Origin of the sequence: Cyanobium sp. WKJ7-Wakatipu (genome assembly GCF_024345355.1) — a bacterium.
Lineage (GTDB): Bacteria > Cyanobacteriota > Cyanobacteriia > PCC-6307 > Cyanobiaceae > Cyanobium_A > Cyanobium_A usitatum.
Window position 1 is genome coordinate 47,852 of record NZ_JAGQAY010000012.1, and the last position, 21,866, is coordinate 69,717.

Annotated in this window: 32 protein-coding genes; 16 read left to right on the forward strand and 16 right to left on the reverse strand. The window is 62.1% G+C overall.

The annotated features are described in order from the left end of the window. Position 1 precedes the first annotated feature (1 nt). Positions 2-2,116, forward strand: coding sequence for a transglycosylase domain-containing protein (locus KBY83_RS08795; RefSeq protein ID WP_255019190.1), 2,115 nt, complete (start codon positions 2-4; stop codon positions 2,114-2,116). Positions 2,117-2,123: 7 nt separating this feature from the next. Here the strand turns inward: KBY83_RS08795 and KBY83_RS08800 are convergent, their stop codons facing one another. Together KBY83_RS08800 and KBY83_RS08805 are read right to left on the reverse strand one after the other, a co-directional pair. Further along, positions 2,124-3,497 (reverse strand): 16S rRNA (cytosine(967)-C(5))-methyltransferase, encoded by a 1,374-nt coding sequence (locus KBY83_RS08800; RefSeq protein WP_396093724.1) that lies wholly within the window; start codon positions 3,495-3,497, stop codon positions 2,124-2,126. 103 nt (positions 3,498-3,600) lie between these two features. Beyond that, positions 3,601-3,969, reverse strand: a complete 369-nt coding sequence (locus KBY83_RS08805; RefSeq protein ID WP_255019191.1) for an MGMT family protein — start codon at positions 3,967-3,969, stop codon at positions 3,601-3,603. A 157-nt stretch (positions 3,970-4,126) separates the two neighbouring features. Here KBY83_RS08805 and KBY83_RS08810 point away from each other — a divergent pair, with 157 nt between their 5' ends. After that, positions 4,127-4,822 carry a TrmH family RNA methyltransferase gene (locus KBY83_RS08810; RefSeq protein ID WP_255019192.1) on the forward strand — a complete coding sequence of 232 codons (696 nt, stop codon included), beginning with the start codon at positions 4,127-4,129 and terminating at the stop codon, positions 4,820-4,822. Positions 4,823-4,843: 21 nt separating this feature from the next. Here the strand turns inward: KBY83_RS08810 and KBY83_RS08815 are convergent, their stop codons facing one another. Further along, a complete protein-coding gene (locus KBY83_RS08815) occupies positions 4,844-5,056 on the reverse strand; it encodes a hypothetical protein (RefSeq protein ID WP_255019193.1) in 213 nt (70 codons plus the stop codon). A gap of 21 nt (positions 5,057-5,077) precedes the next feature. On the opposite strand from KBY83_RS08815, the gene KBY83_RS08820 reads away from it, so the two are divergent. Further along, positions 5,078-5,371, forward strand: a complete 294-nt coding sequence (locus KBY83_RS08820; protein ID WP_255019194.1) for a hypothetical protein — start codon at positions 5,078-5,080, stop codon at positions 5,369-5,371. On the opposite strand, the gene KBY83_RS08825 is transcribed toward KBY83_RS08820, so the two are convergent. From KBY83_RS08825 to KBY83_RS08835, 3 genes are read right to left on the reverse strand one after another with little or no spacing between them, the layout of a single operon-like run. Further along, the gene (locus KBY83_RS08825) at positions 5,312-6,175 is read right to left on the reverse strand and encodes an ABC transporter permease (RefSeq protein ID WP_255019195.1); all 864 of its coding nucleotides are present in this window, start codon (positions 6,173-6,175) and stop codon (positions 5,312-5,314) included. The genes KBY83_RS08820 and KBY83_RS08825 overlap by 60 nt on opposite strands. A 17-nt stretch (positions 6,176-6,192) precedes the next feature. Then, complete coding sequence (locus KBY83_RS08830) at positions 6,193-6,648, reverse strand: TA system VapC family ribonuclease toxin (protein WP_255019196.1); 456 nt, start codon at positions 6,646-6,648, stop codon at positions 6,193-6,195. Next, positions 6,629-6,928 (reverse strand): hypothetical protein, encoded by a 300-nt coding sequence (locus tag KBY83_RS08835; RefSeq protein WP_255019197.1) that lies wholly within the window; start codon positions 6,926-6,928, stop codon positions 6,629-6,631. Before KBY83_RS08835 ends, KBY83_RS08830 begins: the two co-directional genes overlap by 20 nt. Positions 6,929-7,072: 144 nt before the next feature. Between KBY83_RS08835 and KBY83_RS08840 the strand changes: the two genes are divergently transcribed. From KBY83_RS08840 to KBY83_RS08860, 5 genes are all read left to right on the forward strand, one after another. After that, positions 7,073-7,297 carry an AbrB/MazE/SpoVT family DNA-binding domain-containing protein gene (locus tag KBY83_RS08840; RefSeq protein ID WP_254935848.1) on the forward strand — a complete coding sequence of 75 codons (225 nt, stop codon included), beginning with the start codon at positions 7,073-7,075 and terminating at the stop codon, positions 7,295-7,297. Beyond that, positions 7,294-7,629: a type II toxin-antitoxin system PemK/MazF family toxin gene (locus KBY83_RS08845; RefSeq protein ID WP_255019198.1), complete on the forward strand. Its 336-nt coding sequence runs from the start codon at positions 7,294-7,296 to the stop codon at positions 7,627-7,629. The genes KBY83_RS08840 and KBY83_RS08845 overlap by 4 nt, the downstream gene beginning before the upstream one ends. A 30-nt stretch (positions 7,630-7,659) precedes the next feature. Further along, positions 7,660-7,929, forward strand: coding sequence for a CopG family transcriptional regulator (locus KBY83_RS08850; RefSeq protein WP_255019199.1), 270 nt, complete (start codon positions 7,660-7,662; stop codon positions 7,927-7,929). Next, complete coding sequence (locus KBY83_RS08855; protein WP_255019200.1) at positions 7,926-8,381, forward strand: TA system VapC family ribonuclease toxin; 456 nt, start codon at positions 7,926-7,928, stop codon at positions 8,379-8,381. The genes KBY83_RS08850 and KBY83_RS08855 overlap by 4 nt, the downstream gene beginning before the upstream one ends. Positions 8,382-8,500: 119 nt before the next feature. Then, positions 8,501-9,199: a response regulator transcription factor gene (locus tag KBY83_RS08860; protein WP_255019201.1), complete on the forward strand. Its 699-nt coding sequence runs from the start codon at positions 8,501-8,503 to the stop codon at positions 9,197-9,199. A 9-nt stretch (positions 9,200-9,208) separates the two neighbouring features. On the opposite strand, the gene KBY83_RS08865 is transcribed toward KBY83_RS08860, so the two are convergent. Genes KBY83_RS08865 through KBY83_RS08875 form a run of 3 tightly spaced genes read right to left on the reverse strand, consistent with a single transcriptional unit; the run spans position 9,209 to position 11,601 of the window. After that, positions 9,209-9,796 (reverse strand): zeta toxin family protein, encoded by a 588-nt coding sequence (locus tag KBY83_RS08865; RefSeq protein ID WP_255019202.1) that lies wholly within the window; start codon positions 9,794-9,796, stop codon positions 9,209-9,211. After that, a complete protein-coding gene (locus tag KBY83_RS08870) occupies positions 9,793-10,209 on the reverse strand; it encodes a TA system antitoxin ParD family protein (protein ID WP_106502192.1) in 417 nt (138 codons plus the stop codon). Before KBY83_RS08870 ends, KBY83_RS08865 begins: the two co-directional genes overlap by 4 nt. A gap of 42 nt (positions 10,210-10,251) precedes the next feature. Further along, the gene (locus KBY83_RS08875) at positions 10,252-11,601 is read right to left on the reverse strand and encodes a sensor histidine kinase KdpD (protein ID WP_255019203.1); all 1,350 of its coding nucleotides are present in this window, start codon (positions 11,599-11,601) and stop codon (positions 10,252-10,254) included. 108 nt (positions 11,602-11,709) lie between these two features. Here KBY83_RS08875 and KBY83_RS15420 point away from each other — a divergent pair, with 108 nt between their 5' ends. Continuing rightward, positions 11,710-12,126: a prepilin-type N-terminal cleavage/methylation domain-containing protein gene (locus KBY83_RS15420; RefSeq protein ID WP_315858963.1), complete on the forward strand. Its 417-nt coding sequence runs from the start codon at positions 11,710-11,712 to the stop codon at positions 12,124-12,126. A 401-nt stretch (positions 12,127-12,527) separates the two neighbouring features. On the opposite strand, the gene KBY83_RS08885 is transcribed toward KBY83_RS15420, so the two are convergent. The 6 genes from KBY83_RS08885 to KBY83_RS08910 all read right to left on the reverse strand — a co-directional run bounded on the left by KBY83_RS08885 (position 12,528) and on the right by KBY83_RS08910 (position 15,625). Further along, entirely contained in the window at positions 12,528-13,412 is an 885-nt protein-coding gene (locus KBY83_RS08885; protein WP_255019204.1) for an N-acetylmuramoyl-L-alanine amidase, read from the reverse strand. 30 nt (positions 13,413-13,442) lie between these two features. After that, positions 13,443-13,985, reverse strand: a complete 543-nt coding sequence (locus KBY83_RS08890; RefSeq protein WP_255019205.1) for a prepilin-type N-terminal cleavage/methylation domain-containing protein — start codon at positions 13,983-13,985, stop codon at positions 13,443-13,445. Next, a complete protein-coding gene (locus tag KBY83_RS08895; protein ID WP_106502144.1) occupies positions 13,982-14,482 on the reverse strand; it encodes a GspH/FimT family pseudopilin in 501 nt (166 codons plus the stop codon). The genes KBY83_RS08890 and KBY83_RS08895 overlap by 4 nt, the downstream gene beginning before the upstream one ends. After that, positions 14,469-14,876 (reverse strand): hypothetical protein, encoded by a 408-nt coding sequence (locus tag KBY83_RS08900; RefSeq protein ID WP_106502143.1) that lies wholly within the window; start codon positions 14,874-14,876, stop codon positions 14,469-14,471. Before KBY83_RS08900 ends, KBY83_RS08895 begins: the two co-directional genes overlap by 14 nt. After that, positions 14,873-15,379 (reverse strand): hypothetical protein, encoded by a 507-nt coding sequence (locus KBY83_RS08905; protein WP_255019206.1) that lies wholly within the window; start codon positions 15,377-15,379, stop codon positions 14,873-14,875. The genes KBY83_RS08900 and KBY83_RS08905 overlap by 4 nt, the downstream gene beginning before the upstream one ends. A gap of 81 nt (positions 15,380-15,460) precedes the next feature. Next, entirely contained in the window at positions 15,461-15,625 is a 165-nt protein-coding gene (locus KBY83_RS08910) for a hypothetical protein (RefSeq protein WP_161956116.1), read from the reverse strand. A gap of 66 nt (positions 15,626-15,691) precedes the next feature. On the opposite strand from KBY83_RS08910, the gene KBY83_RS08915 reads away from it, so the two are divergent. Both KBY83_RS08915 and KBY83_RS08920 read left to right on the forward strand, forming a co-directional pair. Beyond that, positions 15,692-15,886 (forward strand): Rpn family recombination-promoting nuclease/putative transposase, encoded by a 195-nt coding sequence (locus KBY83_RS08915; RefSeq protein ID WP_255019207.1) that lies wholly within the window; start codon positions 15,692-15,694, stop codon positions 15,884-15,886. A gap of 19 nt (positions 15,887-15,905) precedes the next feature. Continuing rightward, complete coding sequence (locus KBY83_RS08920) at positions 15,906-16,046, forward strand: DUF4351 domain-containing protein (RefSeq protein ID WP_153062446.1); 141 nt, start codon at positions 15,906-15,908, stop codon at positions 16,044-16,046. A gap of 82 nt (positions 16,047-16,128) precedes the next feature. On the opposite strand, the gene lepA is transcribed toward KBY83_RS08920, so the two are convergent. After that, positions 16,129-17,937 carry a translation elongation factor 4 gene (lepA, locus tag KBY83_RS08925; RefSeq protein ID WP_106502140.1) on the reverse strand — a complete coding sequence of 603 codons (1,809 nt, stop codon included), beginning with the start codon at positions 17,935-17,937 and terminating at the stop codon, positions 16,129-16,131. An 18-nt stretch (positions 17,938-17,955) separates the two neighbouring features. Here lepA and KBY83_RS08930 point away from each other — a divergent pair, with 18 nt between their 5' ends. The 5 genes from KBY83_RS08930 to KBY83_RS08945 all read left to right on the forward strand — a co-directional run bounded on the left by KBY83_RS08930 (position 17,956) and on the right by KBY83_RS08945 (position 21,659). Continuing rightward, positions 17,956-18,087: a hypothetical protein gene (locus KBY83_RS08930; protein ID WP_255019208.1), complete on the forward strand. Its 132-nt coding sequence runs from the start codon at positions 17,956-17,958 to the stop codon at positions 18,085-18,087. A gap of 145 nt (positions 18,088-18,232) precedes the next feature. Continuing rightward, positions 18,233-18,703, forward strand: coding sequence for a hypothetical protein (locus tag KBY83_RS08935; protein ID WP_255019209.1), 471 nt, complete (start codon positions 18,233-18,235; stop codon positions 18,701-18,703). A 53-nt stretch (positions 18,704-18,756) separates the two neighbouring features. Then, complete coding sequence (locus tag KBY83_RS08940) at positions 18,757-19,029, forward strand: NifU family protein (protein WP_106502191.1); 273 nt, start codon at positions 18,757-18,759, stop codon at positions 19,027-19,029. Positions 19,030-20,826: 1,797 nt separating this feature from the next. Beyond that, entirely contained in the window at positions 20,827-21,429 is a 603-nt protein-coding gene (locus KBY83_RS15515; protein WP_396093736.1) for a type II secretion system protein, read from the forward strand. Continuing rightward, the gene (locus KBY83_RS08945; RefSeq protein WP_255019210.1) at positions 21,426-21,659 is read left to right on the forward strand and encodes a type IV pilin protein; all 234 of its coding nucleotides are present in this window, start codon (positions 21,426-21,428) and stop codon (positions 21,657-21,659) included. Before KBY83_RS15515 ends, KBY83_RS08945 begins: the two co-directional genes overlap by 4 nt. Positions 21,660-21,866 lie beyond the last annotated feature (207 nt).

Sequence of the window (21,866 nt, forward strand, 5' to 3'; positions counted from 1 at the left end):
GGTGAACCGCCAGCCCCCCGCCACCGGCAAAGCTCCCCAGCCCCGCCGCACCAACCTGGTGGGAGTAGGGCTGCTTGCCGCCCTGATTGGCGGCGGCGTTGCCTGCGGCCAGGCTGCGCTATTGGCGGGCTTTGACAGCCTGCTGCCCGACGCCCGTGGCATCAACCACTTCAACCGCCCAGGCACCCTCACCATCCTCTCGGCCGATGGCCAGGTGGTGCACAAGATCGGGCCGGTTACTCGCGAAAAGCTGACGCCCGAAACGATGCCGCCGTTGGTGCAGCAGGCTTTTATCGCCGCGGAAGACCGGCGCTTCTATCAGCACGACGGCATTGACCCGGTGGGGATTGGCCGGGCCATGGTGCGCAACCTGCGCAAGGGCTCGGTGGAGGAGGGGGCCAGCACGATCACCCAGCAGTTGGCCCGCACCGTATTTCTGAGCCAGGACCGCACCCTGATTCGCAAGCTCAAGGAGGCCGCCCTGGCCGGCAAACTCGAGCGCCAGCTCAGCAAACCGCAGATCCTCACCGAATACCTCAACGTCGTTTATCTCGGCTCGAGCGCCTACGGCGTTGCCGACGCGGCCTGGGTGTATTTCACAAAAACCCCCGACCAGCTAACCCTCCCGGAAGCCGCCCTGATCGCAGGGCTGCCACCGGCCCCCTCGGTTTATTCGCCCCTGGTGAATCCCGACCTGGCCCTGGAGCGGCGGGCCGTGGTGCTGCGCCGCATGGAGGAGGCGGGCTTCATCAGCATCAGTGAGCAACAGCAGGCTGAAGCGACACCACTGCAACTCAAGCCCGCTGAACCCAAATATTTGGACAGCCGCGCCCCCTACTTCAGCAGCTGGGTGCAGCAGGAACTGCCCAAGGTGCTCAGCCCCGAGCAGCTCGAGGTGGGTGGTTTGACAGTGCGCAGCAGCGTCAATTTGGTCTGGCAGGAGAAGGCCCAGTCGGCGGTGAACATCTATGCCACCGGCAGCATGCAGGGCGCTCTGGTGGCGATGGAGCCAGGCACCGGCCTGGTGCGGGCGATGGTGGGTGGCACCGACTTCAAGGACAGCCAGTTCAATCGGGCAGCCCAGGCCCTGCGCTCGCCCGGCTCCACCTTCAAGTTGTTTGTGTATCTCACGGCCCTGCAGCAGGGGATGCTGCCGGAGCGAATATTCCGAGATTCGGCCCGCTGCTTCGCCGGCTACTGCCCCAAGAACTTCGGCAACCGCTACTTCGGTTCGGTGTCGATGGTGATGGCGCTGCAGAACTCGCTCAACACGGTGGCGGTGGGGCTGCTGCAGGAGCTGGGCTTCGACAAGGTGATTGAAACGGCCAAGAACCTCGGCATCACCCGAGAGCTTGGGCGCTTCTACCCCCTAGCCCTTGGCGCCACCGAGCAAACCGTGGTGGACATGACCGCCGCCTACGCCGCCATCAATAACGGTGGCATCTACGTGAAACCAACACCGTTTGAGGAGATTCTCGGCCCCGATGGCGAGCTGCTCTGGAGCCGCCGGGTGGATGGCGATCAAGGGCGCCGGGTCGTCAATAGCGACATCGCTGCCCTGATGCTGTGGATGCTGGAGCAGGCGGTGCGGTCGGGCACGGGCGGCGGCGCGGCCCTGCCGGACCGGCCGGTGGCCGGCAAAACGGGCACATCAGAGGGGGGCCGCGACCTGTGGTTTATCGGCTCGATTCCCCAGCTCACCACTGGGGTGTGGCTGGGCTACGACGACAGCCGCACCACCAGGGACACCAGCGTGGTGGCCACCTACGCCTGGCGGGCCTTTATGGCGCCGATCAGCAAGGACCTGCCAGTGCGCCAGTTTCCGCCCAAGCCGCAGCTAGAGGACACCTACCGGCGCGATAAGAAGCAAGCTGAGCGCCGCCGTGAACCGGCAGCCAGCCCCGAAAGCTGGCGTGAACCGGCACCCCAGCCCTTGGAGCTTGATCCCCCCCCCAGCCTCAACGAGCAGCCCTACACACCAGCCGTACCGGCCAGCCCTGCCGCGCCCCAGCCGCAAACCCCAAGCACCCCTGCTGCCACTAGCCCAGCGCCCGCCCCACCGCCACCGCTGGAAGCCCCGCCACCCCCGGTGGTGGCGCCACCACCACCCCCCTAATCCCGCCTTAGGCCTGCAGCCGGGCGGCAAAAAAGCCGTCGCCACCACTGGCGGCTGGCCAGCGCTGCCAGCTCTGCTGCAGCTGCCAGCCGGTGTGATCAGCAAGGAAGCCAGCGAGCAGCTGGCCATTTTCAGCCGGATGCACGGTGCAGGTGGCATACACCAGCTGGCCGCCAGGCTTGAGCAGGGGCAGCAGGGATTCCAGCAGGGCCCGCTGCAGGGGCACCAACTCGATGATCGTTTCAGGGCTGATCCGCCAGCGGGCATCGGCGTGGCGGGCCAGGGTGCCGAGGCCCGAACAGGGGGCATCCAGCAGGATGCGATCAAACCAGCCGAGCCACTCAGGCTTCTCAGCCGCCAGGGCGGTGGCATCGGCGGCCAGGGTGTGGATGCACTGCAGGCCAAGGCGGGCGGCATTGACGCCCACCCGGCGCAGGCGCCCCTCGGAGCGATCCACGGCCCACACCTCACCCTCGTTGCCCATGAGCTCAGCGAGATGGGTGCTCTTGCCACCGGGGGCGGCGCAAGCATCGAGGATCCGCTCGCCGGGCTGGGGATCGAGCAGCAGACCCACCGCCTGGGCAGCGCGGTCTTGCACGCACCAGTGCCCCTCGGCGTAGCCGGGCAGGGCGCGCAACTCACCGCTGCGGCCCAGCAGCGTGAGGCCCCCGGGCAGATCCGGCAGGGGGGCCGCCTCGATCCCGGCGGCAGTGAAGGCCTCCAAAGCAGCAGCAGGCGTGGTGCGCAGCAGGTTGAGGCGCAGGTCGAGGGCGGGTGGTTGGTTGCAGGCCAGACCGAAGGCCTCGGGATCAGGCCACTGCAAGGCAAGCTCAGCGAGCCAGGCGGGCAGGGAATGGCGCAGGCCGTAGCTGGCGGCGGGGTCGCTGGGCAGGGGGCCCAGACCATCCCAGGGCTCAGGCCCGGCCTCCGCGCGCCGGCGCCCGCAAGCCCTTAGTAGGCCATTGGCCACCGGCGCCAGCCGGCCTAGTTTGCCCCGTTTCGCCAGCTCCACGGTGGTGCTCACCGCCGCGGAGGCCGGCACCCGGCTGCTGAACAGCAGCTGGTATAGCCCCAAGTGCAGCAGCCAGCGCAACTTGGGCGGCTGGCGGGCTGCGGGCACCTTGCCGAGGGCATCGAGCCAGGCATCGAGCTGGCGCCGCTGGCGGATGGTGCCGTAGGCAAGTTCGGTGGCTAGGGCCCGGTCGGCGCCCTCAAGGGGATGGCGCTGCAGCTCCCGCTCGAGCGCCACATCGGCGTAGGCGCCAGCGCCCACCGCCAGCAACACCTGCCAGGCGAGCTGGCGCGGCGCCAGGCCAATCGCGGGAGTTTCGGCTGGGGGGGCGAGTGCCAGGGAGTGGGAAAGCGGAGGGCAAGGCTCCACAACTAGCGCGCAGGGGTGTGACGGGTTGGGGGGAGGTGGCGGCGAAGGCGGCTGGGGAGGCGGCTGGGGAGGCGGATGTTTTTTGCTAGTTAGCTAAGGAGAACTAATTGATAAACACACCTTCTCCATCCCCAGCTCCAGTTCCAGTTCCAGCCCGCCATCGGTGCTGGGCCAGGGGAAGCTGGCCCGCTGCATCTACGGGGATGCCTTCAGCGAGCAGCAGCTCACGCTGGATCCAGTCGCTGCCTTCACGGCTTGGGTTGAAGCTGATCTGGCCGCGGGCATTCACCACCCGCTGCCAGGGAATGGGCGACGGCAACGGCAGCCGCCGCAGGGCCCAGCCCACCTGGCGGGCGGCGCCCCAAACCCCAACCAGCTCAGCGATCTGGCCGTAGGTGGCCAGCTGTCCGCAAGGGATCTGGGCCACGACGGCGTAAACCCGCTGATCAAACGTGGGGGCGGGAGCTTGCATCGAGCGCCGGGCGGGAGGAAGCAAAGCTGGCTTGAGCTTGGGCGACCGAGTGTTGAACCCAGCCTAAAAACAAAAAAGTGACTGCCGAAGGCCTACTTGTGGAGACTGGGCATTCGGGAGATGCCCGTGATTCCGCACCTCAACTAAGCCCGACGCCATGCCCCTGCTGCCCCGCCGCTTTGAGCGGCTCAAGGCCGTGCTCGATCGCCGCATGGGCGATCTCACCGTGGTGCTCGAGCACGTGGATAAGCCCCACAACCTCTCGGCGATCCTGCGCAGCTGCGATGCGGTGGGGGTGCTGGAGGCCCATGTGGTGAGCCTGGCGGGCCGCACGCCCACCTTCAATTGCACCTCTAAGGGCAGTGAAAAGTGGGTGCCGCTGCATCGCCATAGCGACGGCGCCAGCGTGGCCCTGTTGCGCCAACTCAAGGACCAGGGCTTTCGGCTCTATGGCACCCACCTGTCGGTGGAAGCGGTGGACTACCGCCAGTGCGACTTCACCGGCCCCAGCGCCCTGGTGCTGGGGGCCGAGAAGTGGGGATTAAGCGCTGAAGCGGCGGCATTGGTAGATCAGCCGATCGTGGTCCCGATGCACGGCATGGTGCAGTCACTGAATGTGAGCGTGGCCTGCGCCACCTTGCTGTTTGAGGCGCTGCGTCAGCGGCAGGCCGCCGGGGTGCTGCCCAGCCACGGCGAAGGGGTGCCGGCGGGGCGCTACGACAACCTGCTGTTTGAGTGGGCCTATCCGGAGGTGGCGGCCTGGTGCCAGCGGGAAGGCCGCCCCTACCCAGCCCTTGATAGCGAGGGGGCCATCAGCGAAACCATGCCCCGCACGATCAAGCTGCGCTACTGATGCTCGGCTACTGATACTCGGCTACTGATATCTGCGGGCACTGGGCAGCCACAGGGCCAGGCCGAGGGCCAGCAGCTCAAGGAGAATCTGGCGGCCGCCGAGCAGCACCACCGCCAGGGCAACGGCAGCGAGAAACTTTTGGAACAGGCTCCAAACGTCGTCGTCATTGGCGTTGCCGCTGCACCAAAGCGCTGCCGCGGCAGAGAGCAGAAGCAGATCCAACCACCAGGGCATGGCTATCCACAGGGTGACTGGGTGCTCCCATTGTGGGGTGCTCCTTGCCGGCCGTGTCCCCTGGAGCTCAAGACCGCGCGGCTCAGCGGCGAACGGCAGATCAATGCCAAGCTCTGGACCATCCAGAAACAAGCGAGCAAACGCCTAGATCCCGCGCAAAATGGCCAGCAAAACTCCATTTTGGCTGCGGATATGGCGGCGCTACGGGCCTTCGGCGAGGACTACCCGGAGGCAGAGCGCTTGCTGCTCTGGGCTTCAGGATCCAGTCCGCTGAGCGCTGCCACCACTAAGCCAGCTCTCGAGCCCTTCACCTAAAAACGAAAGCCCCAGCACCAGCACAAACATGGCCAGGCCCGGGTAGAGGGCGGTCCACCAGATACCGGTGGGCACGGCGGTGAGGGCCTGCTGCAGGTCGCCGCCCCATTCGGGGATGGTTTCGGGCAGGCCCAGGCCAAGAAAGCCGAGGCCACCGAGCACCAGCACGGCATCGGCGGCATTGAGGGTGAGCAGCACCGGCACCGAGGTGATCACGTTGCGCAGCAGGTAGCGGCGCAGGATCCAGATCGGGCCGGCGCCAAGCGACTGAGCCGCCTCCACAAACAACTCGGCCTTCACCTGGGCGGTTTGGTTGCGCACCACCCGAAAGTATTGGGGGATGTAGACGACGCAAAGGGCGGCGGCGGCATTGGGCAGACCCCGGCCCAGCAGGAAGGCCAGCACCACCGAGAGCAGCAGCACCGGCAGTGTGTAGAGGGTGTCCATCAGCAGCACCAGCACCCGATCCACCCAGCCGCCCAGGTAGCCGCTCACCATGCCAAGCGGCACACCGATCAGCAGGGCGATCACCAGGGCCAGCAGCACCACCTGCAGGGCCACGCCACTGCCGGCCAGGGTGCGCACGCACACGTCGCGGCCCAAACGATCGGTGCCGCACCAGTGGCTCAGCGAGGGCTGGGCGTAGATCGGATTTTGCAGGCCGGCGCTGGGATCGGCCAGCCAGCCGGCATGCACCAGCAGCGGCGTGAGCAGGGCCACCAGGGCGTAGACCACCACGATCACCAACCCCCAGCGGGCCATACGGGCCGAGAGGCTGGGGGCGCGGTGCAGCGATAGGAGCATGGCGCGACCTTACGCAGCTAGGCGGCGGGCGGCAACAGCCACAGATCCAATCCCTGGGGCTGAAAGCTGCGGAAATCGCGATCGAAGCTGATCAAGCGCCAGCCGCCAGCAATTGCCACGGCAGCCAGATAGGCATCCATCCAGAGCTTGGGGGCCACCTGATCGACAGCGGCCAACCTGGCCCAGTGGGCCATTACCCCGGGCGGCTCCTCCACAAACGCCACCTGCCGAAGCACCAACCACTGCTCAAGTGCTGCCATTGCATCGGCATTAGTGGCTCGTTCCACACCGCACGAGCGGAACACGGCAGCCGTGCTGGCTAGGCGCAGAAAGCTCTGCTGCGTGGCCCGACACCACAGCCATGGGTCTGCGGGTGTGGCAGCCAAGAGCTCCTGGCGGGCGCGCTGATGACGTGGATGGCCTTCAAAGGTGGCGGCCAACCACACGTTGGTGTCAACCAGGGAAGCCGGCACGCTGCTGGTCCTCCGCCGCCAGGATGGTGTACTCAAGCTCCAAAAGCTCCTGCAGCGAGGGAATTTGCGGCGCCACAGCGGAATCGCGGCGGAACACCGGCAGGCCATCGGCCGCCAACTCAAGGGGACTGCCTGGCCGGGTTGCTGACTTGGCACCCACCTGGCTCAATCCCTGGCGAATGAACTCGGCGACCAGGTCTTTAAAGGGGCGACCTTCATGCAGGGCGCGCTGCCTGGCCTGACGCAGCAGCGTGTCTGGCAGATCGATGGTGGTTTTCACGTTGGACCACCTCAGCAACCATCGCAGCCAGCTTACTGGCATGCCAGCAACCATGCCCAGTTGACCATGCGAGCCGAAAGGCTTCCTTACCGAAAGGAGACCTCCGCCATAGGGTGGGATACCAAGGCCATTGGTGAGAGGGTGATGGAGGTCGCAACCCTTACGGCCAAGGGGCAAGTGACCGTACCCAAGGCGGTGCGTGAAGCCTTGGGGCTCCGGCAAGGGGATCAACTCAGCTGGGAGTTGGAGGATGGCTCGGTCCGCGTGCGGGCAATTGCTCCGCTCGACCTGGCCTACCTACGAAGCCTCGATGCCAGCCTGCAGGAGTGGAGCAGCCCAGCGGATGAGGAAGCCTTCGCAGGGCTATGAAGCCGTTTGAACGTCATTCACTGGTTCTGGTGCCGTTCCCCTTCACGGATCGCGCCACCCAGAAGCGGCGCCCGGCGGTGGTGCTGTCTTCACCCGACTTCCAGCGCGCCTCAGGCCACGTGCTGCTGGCGATGGTGACGTCGGCCAAGCAATCCGCGTGGCCCCTGGATTGGACGATCCAGAACCACCAGGCCGCCGGCCTGCCCCAGCCCTGCCTAGTGCGCTTCAAGGTATTCACGCTGGATGAACGCCTGATCCTGAAGACCCTGGGACACCTGGCCCCGCCCGATCGCGATGGGGTCGCCGCCCAGCTGCACCAACTGGTGGACTGAGAACGACGCTGGCGCTCGCGGCTAAGGTTGATGATTGATGCCTCACACCAGATGCGCACCACCCTGCGGCTGGATGACGACGTGCTCTCGGCAGCGCGGGTGCTGGCTCGCGAACGGCGCCAACCCATCGGCAACGTGATCAGCGAATTGCTACGCCTGGCCCTAACCACCCCAGGGCCAGCAGATCTCGGCAGCCCGCCGCCGAAGCGGCGCAATGGGTTTCCGTTGCTGCCCCTGCAACCCAGCGGAGGCCCCGTGGATCTTGAGCTCGTCAACAGCCTGCGGGAGGACGGGGAGTGATCCCTGTTGCCCTGCTCGATGCCAACGTGCTGATTGCCTTGATCGACCCAAGGCATGTGCACCACGAGAGCTGCCACCGCTGGTTTTCCAGCCGGGGCGAAGCTCCCTGGGCCAGTTGTGTGATCACCCAGAACGCAGTCCTGCGCATCGTGGGGCATCCCCGCTACCCGAATTCCCCGGGATCGCCGGCGGTGGTGAGCCGGATCCTGGAGGAGCTGGTTGGCCATCCGCAGCACCGGTTCTGGGCAGACGCCCCGAGCCTGCTGGGCCTTAGCCATGTCAACCCCCGGACCCTGGTGGACTCGGGCCAGATCACCGACACCTATCTCCTAGCTCTGGCGGTGCAACAGGGAGGGGTGCTGGCCAGCCTCGACCAACGCCTCACCACCGTTGCCGTGGCAGGCGGGCAGGCCAGCCTCGAGCTGATTGCCACGGACACCACAGGCTCATAGCCACCAATCCTGCCAATCGTTCGATCCAATCGCAGCATTGGCAGGACTCAACGCCAGGATTGGCAGGCCTTGCCCCTGATCGAACTGACCAGCAGCTGGGCGCCCCCTAACCTCTGCCAATGCCCAGTGCCCGCCTACTGATCGTCGACGACGACCCGGAGCTGCGCCACTTCCTGCGCACCGAGCTGGAGATCGAGGGCTACACCTGCACGGAGGCGGCCAGCGGCCAGCAGGCCCTGAGGCTGATTCGCGCCGAATCCTGGGACCTGCTGCTGCTCGACTGGACCCTGCCGGATTTCAGCGGTGTGGAGATCTGCAGGCGCTTGCGGGGCAGCGACGACCAGACCCCGGTGCTTATGCTCACTGCCCGCGATGACGTGCGCGAACGGGTGGAGGCGCTTGATGCCGGCGCCGACGACTACCTCACCAAACCCTTTTCAATCGAGGAGCTGCTGGCCCGGGTGCGGGCACGGCTGCGCAGCGCCAGCCAACCCAGCAGCGAGCCTGAGACACTGCAGTTGGCGGATCTGCAGCTCACCCCGGCCAGCCGGGAGGTGAGTCGGGGCGCCGAAAGCATCAGCCTCACCGGCCGGGAATTTGAGCTGTTGCACCTATTACTGCGCCAGCCCAATCAGGTGCATAGCCGCCAAGAGATCCTCAACGCGGTGTGGGGCGACCAGTGGGTAGGCGACGACAACGTGCTCGATGTGTATATCCGGGCGCTGCGCCGCAAGCTGGAGCGAGAAGGGCGGCCAACCCTGATTCAGACCGTCCGCGGCGTGGGCTTCATGCTGAAGGAGGCTCCGCCAAAGGCTTGAGCAGCGCGCTCAGCCAATCAGATCCTGTGCCCAAGCCGGGAGGGGATCTTGGTGGCGTTGCTCAAGGCCAGCAATGATCGTAGCTACAGGCAAAAACGGATAATCGGCAGAGGAATTATCAACAAGACGCACTTGATCGCAAAGGGGCAGTGAGGCTTTGACGTTGCTGAGTAGTCGGGGGATACGGCCAATCACCTTTTCAGCCGGAACGTGATGACCACCCTCTGAGATTCTCTGGACGATCCGTGCCTGATTTAGGGAGGCGTTGCTGAGATGAATCAGCACCAAGATCACCTCGTAACCCAGTGCCTTGGCGCGGGCAACGAAGTCGACCTTTGAAGGATGGGAATAGACCGTTTCAAAGCAAAAGCTGAAACCTCTCAGCAGCAATAATTCGCGCTGCTGCTCAGCCAGTAGGGCCGCCTCAAGCCCATGGGCTTCCGGGGTATCTGGCGCTATGAGTTTGGCGAGGTTGTCGGCATTCACAAAGGGAAGACCCAGGGGCTCCAGGAAGAGCCGATGAAAGGTGCTCTTGCCGGCGCCATTGCCGCCCACCAGCAACCAGAGCTGTTTGCCAGAAACGACGCGCTCGCTCAACCCGGCTCCGGCTCACAGGGAATAAAGATGCCATTGCAAAAGCTGCCGGTGCTGCGGCTGCCATCTGCTGCAATGCGCTCCAGCGCTCCGGGCTGGCTGGCAGAAGCCTGGTAGCGGACGGCGGCATGACTCACCAAGTCGGGCAGCTCCCCGCTCTGCCTTGCCCTTTCAATGGCAGCGAATACCGCTTCTGGCGCCACGGGCTGAGCCACAACCGGCTCCACATGCAGCCGCGCCAGCCCAGCTTGCACATCCAGCAGGCTGTCGGGGTCAACAAAGCGAGAAACCTGCCGGCCGAGCGCTGCCCAGTATTCGATCTGTTCGGCGGCGCTGCGATGGTGCCGGGCACCTGCCTGGGTGGCGCTTTGCATCAGCTCCTCCTGCAGGCGCACCGGGGAAGGGGATTTCGCCATAGCCCAGCTCACCCAAAGAACACTTTTGATCGTAGCAATCTGCTACGCGCTGACCACCGCCAAAGGTCTAGCCAGGGGTAGATGCAGCTGAAAATCAGCGCCGCCGCCGGGGGCATCAGCCACCTGCACCGAGCCACCCATCGCCTCCATCAAAAGCCGCACCACGGCCAGGCCAATGCCACTGCCGCGGTTGCTGGAATTAATGGAGGCGCTGCCGCGGGCGAAACGTTCAAAGATCGCCTCGCGCTCGCCAGCTTCCACACCGGGGCCTTGGTCACACACATGCAGCACCAGGGAATCGCCCTGCTGATCGGCGGCAAGGCTGACCGGCCGCGGCGTGGGGCTGTAGTGGAGGGCATTTTCGATCAAGGCTGCCAGGCACTGCTGCAACCGCTCCGGATCCCCAATCGCCACTGGCAACTCCGCAGCTGGCGTGTCTAGGTGCAAGCGCCAGCCGCTGCTGGGGGCCAGGCGCTCATAGGCCTGCACCATGGCCTCATCAACCACGATCGGCAGCCGCCGCAGCTGCAGGCGGCCGGAATCCTGGCGGGCCAGATCGAGCAGGTCGCTCACCAGGCTGGCCATGCGCTGGGCCTCCTGCTCAATCAGCCGCAGGGAGGGGGCGGTGGCTGCCAGGCCCGGCTGGCGCAGCAGGCGCTGGGCGTGGCCGGAGATCAGGGTGATCGGCGTGCGGAGCTCATGGGCCACGCCATCTACAAAGGAGCGCTGCCGCTCCCAGGAAACCGATAGGCGCTGCTGCAGATTGTTGAAGGCAAGGGCGATGGGCTGCAGCTCCTCGGGCTGCTCGGCCACGGGAATCTTGTCCCAGGCTAGCGACGACGCCTGGGTGGCGGAGAGCTGGGTGGTGAATTCCTGCAGAGGCTGCACCAGGCCGCGCTGCAACACCAGCCGCAGCAGGCCACTGGTGAACAGGCTGGAAACCCCGGCCGCCGCCGCCAGCAGCCAGAAGGCCAGGCGCTCCTGCTGCACTGAGGCGGTCACGTTTTGCTCTACCAACAGGGTGGCAGCGCTGCCATCCACCAGGGCCAGGGGCACCTGGCTCACCAGCCACTCCTGGCCGCCACGGCTCTGCAGAGCAGGCATCGCCTTGGGCGCTGAAGGGCGGCTGCCCAAGGGCTGCAGCAGCTGCAGGCGCCAGCCCGGCAGCAGGGCGGCCTCCAGCAGGGGCTCTAGCTGGCGGGGTTCGCTGGCCCGGCTGCTGAGCTCCGCGGCGAACTGCTCAGCCAGCTGGCGGTGGGCGGCGTTGCGGTGCAGGCCGGCCATCTGCTGGTTGAACAGCAGCAGCAGGCTGTAGCCGGCTAGCACCGCGAGCAGCGAGGTGCTCTGCAGCCAGAGCCGCAGGGGCGAAATCCGCACTGGCCAGCGGGCCATGGCGAAATAAACAGACAATCCTTTGATTCTGCTCAGCTTGCCTATGTTGGCAAGGCGGCAAAACAGCGCAATACTTACTAGGTGTTTCAGTCGACGAGCCGTTTTTACATGACCTCCAGCCTCCAATCCAAGCTTCTGGCCCAACGGGCAGTGTTCCAGCGTCTCCAAACTTCTAAGAAACGCAGCAAACTTCAGGCCGGCTTCACGCTGGTGGAACTGCTGATCGTTGTGATCATCATTGGCATCCTGTCGGCCATCGCCATTCCTGCATTTCTGAACCAACAGGACAAAGCGCGAGCCAGAGCTTCAGAGTCATCCAGCATGGGCGCAGCTCGCGCTTGCGCAGCACTTCAAGTCAATGCTGAGCATGCGTCTTACGTATCACCACCTGGCGTAACTGGGACCTGCGCAGCATCCGGGACTGCGGCAACATTTACTACCGCTGATACAAATTTGACCACGAATGCCATAGCTACGATTGCAACTACTGGCCAGGTATCCTTAACCACTCCAGCAGTACCATAGAGCCACCTCGATTCGACCAGGGCTTTGCTTTTCCTATCCATCAAACTAATAATTCAAATTGATGCACCCCCGCTGATTAAGATCTAAAAACTGCTTATTTTTAATCTCTTCCGCGGGTAAGCACCATGGAAGAGATTTTTTATTAGATACGGTGCCTCAAAACCGCTTACTTCTACGAGCAAGGGGGGGGGGGCTTGCGCAGCCAGCTTCAGGACCCAGCAAGCCCCAGCGGCAACATTATTCATTTGGCCCTTGGGCATCGCCAGTGGTGGCCTGGGCTGGGTTGTCGCCAGCGTGGTATGTCTGGTTTTGAACGGTCTGGTTTTGTACGGTCTGTTTGTGTACAGCCTGTACATAATTAGGGAGGGCTTGCAGCACCCCTCCCACCCCCTGGCCGGTTTTCAACCACCCCGCCGCTCCAGCAGGCGGAAGGGGTCGTAGGCCGCGCTTATGCCAAGCTCCTCGGCAAATTCCAGCACCCGGCACCAGGCGCGGTCCTGGCGCACGATGCCCCGAAGGATCACCGGAGCGGTGCTGCGCTCGAGGGTCATCTCAAACAGGGGCCAGCCCACCGAGGCCTGCACCGCATCGTCTTGAAAGCGCGGCACCACATCAAGGGCACCCACCAGGATGCGGCGATTGCTGGCATCCCACTGGAAGGGCAATTCGTAGCGCTCCAGCAGGGCGGTGGCCAGAGCCCAGCTGCTGCCATTGGGATCGATCTCGGTGGCCAGCGGCAAGCCGCGAGCCTCCATGCTGTCGGCACGTCGGAACTGCAGGGGCGCTGGCCCCGAAGCGGCCTCAACACTCAGGAGCTGACGCACCCGCTCGCGCAGCTGCTCACCACCGGTAGGCGGACCGCCCTTCTCCAACTGCAGCAGATCCCAGCGTTCACCGGTGCCGCCCCAGATCACCGGCCCGTAGTTGTCGTGCATCACGCGGCCGTCGCGGTTGGCGGCCGCCTCGGCGTGGGTCATCACGCGCTGAACGCTGATCTGATCGGCACTCCAGCCCCAGCTGCGGGCTACGGCAGCTGCCTCCTGGCAGAGGGCTTCGAGCTGGGGCTTGGCGGGCGGGATGCTCCAAGGATCAGGCCGGCCGCCCATGCAGGCACAGCTGAGAGCCACTGCATTGGTGTTACGCCGCCAGGTGTGGGCGGGCAGGTCGGCGCCATAGCTGTGCAGGCGATGCACCTGGCCATCGCCGCCGATAATCGAGTGGTAGAGGCCGCTGCGCACCCAGTTGTAGGGGGTGGCCGTCCAGTGCAGGTAAATGGTGGCAGACATCACCGGTAAACCAGGCTTCAGGCGGCTTCCTTAATTTGCCCCAATGGCCACCGGCAAGCGGGAGCTAAGCCGCCCCCCATCGGCCCAGGCCTGCGCCAATTCCAGCTGCAGCACCCCCGCACCAGACGGCTGGGCCCGGAAGCCATCGCTTGCCGCCAGCGCATCGAGCACCACCCGGTTTTGGGCTGCGCCGCTGCCCAGCTCGCCATGCAGGCCATAGGCCGGGCCGCAGCGCATCAGCACCTTGCCCCGCCAGATCGGTTCAGCCGGCTTACCCAATGAATAGGTGATCGGGCCAGAGGCAGTATCCAGATGCAGCACCACGCTGCGGCCCGCCAGGTTGCAGGCCGGCGCCAGCCCGGCGGGATCAGCCATGCCCCGCGCCTGGAGCAAATCACCGCGCACCAGCTCCAAAGTGCGCTGGGCCACGGCCCGCTCCCGCAGCAGCCGGCCAAAGCGCTGGCTCGTGGCCCCCTCCGCCACCAGCACCTGCAGGATCACGCCACTGAGGCCGCAACCAATCGCCAGGGCCAGTAGCAACTCCACCAGCGAAAACCCTTGCTCCCCTTTCACAACGCCTCCTCGGCCCGGCAGGCGCTGCTGCTGGGCGAATCGCCCTGCCCCCCCTCGTAGCGGCCCAGCCGCACCACCCCTAGCGGCAGCGACATCACCAAACAACGGCGCAGCTCCGTGCCCGCTGCGCTGATCACCACCGTGCCGCCATCCAGCACCAAACCGTTGCTGCTGAAACGCAAGGCCCCAGGCAAGTTGGAGCCGATAGCAACATTGGGCTCTAACTCAACATCAGCCACGCCGCAGCCGGGCAGGCTGCCACCACTGGGCTGGCGCCAGCCACTGGGGCCCAGCTCGAGCGCACAGGGCTGGCCCAGGCTCTGGGCTTGGCGGCGCGCCTGCTCTAAGCCCCAACCCAGCCGCCGGCTGGTGGTTTCCACCCGCATCCGCGCCAGGCTGCGCTGGCCGCCGTCTATGGCCAGGCTGGCCAGCAAGCCCAGCACGCTCACCGTCACCAGCAGCTCGGGCAGACTGAAGCCTGAGTCAGGTCGTTGCATCGCCCTGCTCCGGGGGTTGGGCACCGCACAGCCCATAGGCCGCCGGGCTGAGCCAGCGCTGGCGCTCCAGGCCATTGGCGTCGCTAACCGCCACCCGCACCAGGGCTCCGGGCTCGGCGCTCACCTGGCGCACGAGGCCCTCGCCACTGGGCATGCTTTGCAAATGGGCCGCAAGCCAGCTGCTAGCAGCCGTGCAATCAGCGGCAATCGCTGTGCCGGCCAGGGCCGTGAGCTGGGCCTGGCTAGCCAGGAGCGCTGCCTCCAGCTTGGCCGCCTGCTGCTGCTGCGCTTCCGCCTGGCGCGCCCAGCTGGCGCTACTCGACCACAACTGCAAGGAGCAACTCGACGAGGTCACAAACATCGCCGAAGCCACCATCGCTTCCACCAAGTTCATGGCGCCACCCCATTGCTGGTGCGGCCACGCAAACCGAGCTCCCGCACTGCCAGCAGCTGCTGGCTGCCGGGGCCTTCAGGGGTAAGGGTGCGGGACAGCTCCAGGCCATAGGCCGCCCGCAGGGCACGGGGCTGCTCCGCCGTGGGCTCGAGCTCCAAGGTGGCGGCAGCTCGGCCCCGCTGCAGGCCACCGGCCGCAAGGGCGCCATCCCAATGGGGGCCGTCAAAAGCCACCAAGCTGTAGGCCACCGGGCCCACCTGGCCGGTTTGGCCCACGACGGGGGTAGCTGGCGCCGCCAGCAGGTGCTGGGCCGCCGACATCAACCGATCTTCCGCCTGCCGCAACCGCTGGCCGGCCTGCACCTGGCTGCGGGCCTGCAGCGCCGCCGCCTGCAGCGAAACGCTACTGAGCACAAGCAGCAGCGAGGCTGTGGCAGAGAGGGGCAGCAGAAAACCAGCCGCCATGGGAGGAGGGCTAGCTAAGGAACGGGGAAACCGGGCCATGGGGCACCTGGCGCACAACGACCCGATCAGTGTTCCCACGGGCAGCAAAATCCTTGAAATTGCTATTGGCTCTGCTGCTGCTCACGGCAGTTGTTCTGGCAGTTGTTCTAGCAGTTGTGCTGGTAGTTGCTGATGCGCGCCAAAGTGATGCTGGAGCGGCGGCGCCATTTCATTGAGCCGCTTTGCGGTGCTGTTTATTGAAATCGATAAGTTCAAAGCGATCGCCTTTAGCCACAGCGCAGCCATTGGTGCTGGCACCTAGGGCTGTTGACGCACAAGCACTGTCGAAGACTTCCTCAAAACCGGATCCACATGGAGATCGTGGCCATCGGCCTTTCTGTCCGCACTCTCAAGGAGTTTGTACAGCTGTACAAACTCCTTGAGCAGTTTGAAAACAATCCCGACCGGATCCTGTCGCTGGTTGAGGGGCTTCCTGCTGACGCCGCCGGTTACACCTTTTCAGCACCAGCACTGAAAGAGCGCGAATATCGACTCGACACTCGATGATGTGATCGCCCCTATCTTGGTGAGACGCTTTCCAATCCGATCTATCCCGGAGGTATGCGCCATGGGCGGCATCACCGCCCAGATCGAAGCCCTTGCGGAAGCCCTGCTCGATTTTCAGGGACATGACGACCTGGCCGCATGGTTCGCTGCGCTCTCCTGAATTCCGTACAGCCTGTACAGATTTCAGGAGACAAAGTTTTTAAGACCCATCCCCGCCAGAAATCACCCCAATCACCAGCGCCCTACTGGTTCAGCTTGAGCACGGCCATGAAGGCTTCTTGGGGCACGTCGACTTTGCCCATTGCCTTCATGCGCTTTTTGCCCTTGGCTTGCTTTTGGAGCAGCTTTTTCTTGCGGGAGATGTCACCGCCATAGCATTTGGCAAGCACATCTTTACGCATGGCGCTGATGCTTTCGGAGGCAATGATGCGGCTACCGATTGATGCTTGGATTGGAATCTTGAACTGCTGGCGGGGGATCAGCTCCTTGAGTTTCTCCACCAAACCCTTGCCCACGTTGTAGGCCTTATCGCGGTGCACGATGGTGGTGAGGGGATCGGCCTTTTCAGCATTGATCAATACATCAAGACGCACCAACTCATTTTTGCGGTAGCCGATCAGGCTGTATTCCATTGAGGCGTAGCCCTTGGTGCGCGACTTCATCTGGTCAAAGAAGTCTGTAACCACCTCCGCCAGCGGCATCTCGTAGTGGAGGGTTACCCGATCGGTGGTGATGTATTTCATGTCGATGAATTCACCGCGCCGCTCTTGGCACAGCTCCATCAAGGCGCCGTTGTAGATATTCGGGGTATAGATTTCGAGCTTCACATAGGGCTCTTCTATGGATTCACGCTTTTGCGGGTCTGGCAGGGTGGCTGGGTTATCAACCATCATGACGGTGTTATCAAGCATGTTCACCTGATAAATTACCGAAGGCGCAGTAACGATCAAATCAAGGTTGTATTCCCGTTCTAGCCGCTCCTGCACGATCTCCATGTGCAGCAAGCCAAGGAAGCCACAACGGAAACCAAAACCCATGGCGCTGCTGGTTTCGGGCTCATATTTGAGCGCTGCGTCAGAGAGCTGCAGCTTGTCTAGGGCTTCGCGCAGATCAGGGTATTGGTCAGCGTCGGTGGGGAAAAGGCCGCAGAACACCATGGGCTTGGCCTCGGTGTAACCGGGCAGCGGCTCAGCGGCAGGATTGGATGCCAGCGTGATGGTGTCTCCAACGCGGGCATCGGCCACGGCCTTGATCGAAGCGGCCATGTAACCCACCTCGCCGGCATGAAGTGAATCCACCTGGCGCTGATCGGGCGCCATCACGCCCACCTCATCCAGTTCCACCACCTTGCCGCTGGCCATCAGCAGCACCTTGTCGCGCTTGCTGATCGAGCCGGAGATCACGCGGAAATACACGATCACGCCCCGGTAGGCGTCGTAGTAGGAGTCGAATATCAGGGCCCGCAGCGGCTCAGCCACTTTGTCGGCGGGAGCCGGCACCCGATCCACCACAGCCTGGAGGATTGCGGGCACTCCGAGCCCTGTTTTGGCCGAGCAATGGATTGCATTGGAGCAGTCGAGCCCGATGATTGCCTCAATTTCTTCAGCGATGCGGTCTGCATCAGCACCAGGCAGATCGATCTTGTTGAGAACAGGAATGATCTCAAGATTGTTTTCAAGGGCCAGGTAGACATTGGCCAGGGTTTGAGCTTCCACCCCCTGGCTGGCATCTACTACCAGCAGAGCGCCTTCACAAGCCTGCAATGAACGGCTTACTTCATAGGAGAAGTCGACGTGACCAGGGGTATCAATCAGGTTGAGGATGTAGACCTCGCCATCGGCCGCGGTGTATTCCATGCGGGCTGGCTGTAGCTTGATGGTGATGCCGCGTTCGCGCTCCAGCTCCATGTTGTCGAGAAACTGCGCCTGCATGTCGCGAGCCGCAACGGTACCGGTGTCCTGCAGGAGCCGGTCGGCCAAGGTGGATTTCCCGTGGTCGATGTGGGCAATGATGCAGAAATTACGGATCCGCTGAACGGGAACGTCGGTCATCGCGCCGGCGGAGGCTTCATGGGTGCTGCTGCCAGCCTAGGAGACGGCAGCCTGGTTCGAAACGACAAGCTGGCCTACCACTCAAGGGATCGCCCCCATCTGCTGGCAGTGGAATCGAAAAGTTATAAGATTGCTGAAATTAGTTTTTGATTGCCCTATATCAATGAATCATCCGGACCTTCCCAACCCACTAGGCCGAGACGATAGCCGGCTAGTGGATCGGGAAGAGGGCCTAAACCTGCTGTTTGCCGCAGCCCAGGATGTGGCAAGGGAGGAGGGCAAGCTGGCTGATGGCATGTACGGCTCCCTGGAGCATTCACGCATCAGTTCGACCAGCTTCACGCTGATGAGTGCCAGCGGCCAGTTGATTGCGCGAGTTTCCCTGGCTAAGGCAAGGGAGGTGATCGGTATGCGGCGTCAGATTGCGCGGGATATAACCCGTAAGGCAAAGCTTGAGATCACGCCCTATGCCAACGACCAATCAAATAAACGTAATTTCCGCAATCTCCCCGAGGAAATCCGGGCGCTTGCCTGGGCGATCAGCAGTGGCCGTAGGTTTCCAGCTAAGGGCTACCACAGGCGCGACATCTGGATCGGCCTGCTGCTTTTGATCCCAGGCATCATCCCAGGGGTGCTGTATCTGGGCTGGATCGCGCGGAAGCGCAGGCGCTATGAAAAAAGCCTAAAAGAGCTGGTAACTCGCTGGCGCACCAACGGACGGAAGGACCCGGCGGCAAACCTATTCGCCCATTTCCACCTGGACTAAGCCAGGCGCGGGCCCAGCCGTCCTAAGCTGAAAAGCCATACAGGCTGGCCCAAATGAGCAGCGAAACCACCACAGCAGCCCCCGGCCAAGATCCCCACGCCCTGACGCTGGAAAACGTGGAGCGCACCCTCGATGAGCTGCGCCCCTACCTAATGGCCGACGGCGGCAACGTAGAAGTAGTGGAAATCGACGGCCCGATCGTGAAGGTGCGCCTGCAGGGCGCCTGCGGCAGCTGCCCCAGCAGCACCATGACCCTGAAGATGGGCATCGAGCGCAAGCTGCGCGAGGCAATTCCAGAGGTGTCAGAGGTGGTGCAGGTGTTGTAAGAAGCACAGCTGTTCGACGATTATTCGTCAAACGATGAGACGGAAGACACAAAGCCGATTAGGCTAGAAACAAGGTTGGAGCGAAGTGATGCCAAGATTCTTACTACCCCCACCCAAAAAAGGTAAGCATAAATACGCAATTAGCTTATTTTATAATCTCTGTTTCAGCCATCGAGCCAATAGCGAGGAAGGAGCCACTGTTGCATCGCCCTTGTTGTGGCACTGGCAGTTATCGCAGGCACAGCAATTGTTGCGCAACGTTCCTTTGATGGTCTCCTAGGCTCTGTTTTCCAAGGCCGCGCGAAAGATGCACGATTAACAGCCGAGGCCGGAACGGCATTCATTATTAGCGAATGGAATCGGCCAGTAAACAGACGCTTATACACAGGCTTGTCCATGGGAAGCTGGCCAACAGCAAGAAATCGCTGCACCGCTCCTTCACCGGACTTTGATATTGCCAGCGCATCATATCCCACGGAGGCTGCTACTAGTTTCGCCAATGGGAACGAAGTGACCCTCCCAGGAGGGGGATCCTTTTCAAGACGATTCGTACTCATTAGCGCAACTTTCACGCCAGGCTCGACTGCCGGCAGAGGAACTCCGTATACCGTTACGGGCAATCCTGTGGCTTCAACCGGCACCTCCCCGGCCATTTCGGAGACAAATTCACGCGGATTTTTAGAATTAGTTGTTGAAGGCAGGGTTTATGGGGCTGGCAAAGTCCAGTTGCCACAAGCAGGATCACCAGAGAATTCATTGTTGAGGCAAAAGTGCTGCAATAGATCTTTTGGAGGAGTTATTATCAACACTCCCGATCTTGGCAATGATTTTCGTTCATGCCCAGGGCAAAGCGATCTTCCGATTGGGGATCTGCCTATCGTCACAGGCATAGGAGGCGGAAGAGGGCTACTTGGCGGAGGAACTGGTGCATTATTGATTACAGACCAGACCGGAACAAAGCTGAATTCAATTACCTGCGTTCGCCCATCAACAAGTACCAGTACAACGTGCGACGCCCGCACTAATGATCTCCGTACGTCGCAAGGGCCTATTGACTATGAGATTAAACCGATATCACTCCCTAACCCTCCCTCCATTTCGGATGCACGGGCTAGCTTTTGCGGAGCCACCTCCCCTTGCACCATTCTAAACGGCGCTGGATTAAATATTACCTCCGCAACAACGATTAATAGCAATGCTGCGAATACCAACAATTGTCATCGCGGATCGCACCCTCCAGGATCCGACGAGGCCTACCACTGCATCGTCACATCAATCGACCTCAATGGCAGCAGTCGCATTCTAACTATAGACACGACAGATAGCCCTGTATATCTTTATCTCCAACAGAACAATCAAAACATCACTCTACGCGGAAATGGAAATAATGCAGGAAGCATAATTCACCTAAATAACGCATCAATAGCCCCCATCTCGCTCACGAATAGGCTCCAAATCAGGGGTATCCCAGTGCCCAGCAATAGTGCATGCACATCCTCCCAAGCATTTAGCCTCGGAGGCAACTCCGGCTCGGCCATGTTTGTCTGGGCGCCATGCGCAAACACAACCATGGGTGGCACGACAAACTTTAGCGGAATCCTATGGACCAATGAACTTACACTTGGCGGAAATAGCACACTCAAATTAGCCACACCTTCAAATCCTGGTACATGCGTGCCCGGGTCATCCGCAGTTCCTTGTAGCGTCCTTGAAGATACAGGCAATTTAAATCCATCTTCCAAGCCAATAGACTGGGCCGCAAGGTCCATTAACTTTACTCGTTTCTTTTAGGGGCTTATGCTTTCTCTGCCCAATCATGCCTATTTTAAAGATTCTGAGTTCTCCAAGCCAGATTATCAGTTTCTTGAATCAAGGGGATTTTCTCTCGTCGAAGTCCTCGTCTCTATCGTCATCCTTGGAGTCTTGGGTGCCGGAGTTGCAACAATTCTGACTGGAGGGAATACGGCCCTGATTGGAACGAGAAGCACTAATCAGCTTGAAGAAGCAGTTGATCAAGACCTCGCAAGAATCAAAGACGTTGCGTTTAGGATGACATGCTGTTCTGGCTCTTGCACTACCGATTCTGGCAGAACATCACCATGCTCCATTGACCCCACGAGCAACACATATTATATTCCAGGAAAGCAAAACTATTATTTCCCAAGCTCTACTCTCGACACAGGTGAGACTGCTATCACTGCATTTACAGCCAAATGCAACAACGGGACACTGGTAACAGAGTTAGTTTCACTGATCGGGAACGCGAGCCTTCCCCCTGGGATCTCGCGTGCATTTAATACCTCTCAAGCCGCAAGTCATCGCCTCACTGTTGCATACAGTGGAGCCACTGCCTCTCGTTCTTACACGCTTGTGCCAACCTTGGCTGCGTGGTGTCCATGATCAACAAGCGCAACTCATCCAGTCTTGGTTTCTCGCTGGCAGAGATCCTGGTTACTGTAGCGATACTAGGAATCCTGTCCACTATTGCGGTGAATGTTTCAGTAAGCGAGGCGGATCGAGCAAAAGTCAATACAGCCCAAATTGCATTAGCCGGGGGTGGCTACAACTTGTACAGAGATCAGCGCTCCTTCAAAAATCTCTTCAAACAAACCAGGGTGGATTCACAGTAAACTTTACAAGTGCATTCACCAATCAAGGCAATGGCACGCAGATTGCAAGTGTTTCTCCTGCCGCCTGTGCTCCCAACTCAAGGGTACCTCGAAATTTACGAGATTTGCCAGCCTCTGATCACCATAAAAAAATGCCTTTCGGCATCGTCGCAGCAGATCATAAGTGCTCAAGCAATGCAATATTGTCGGCAAATTGATTCGTACTGG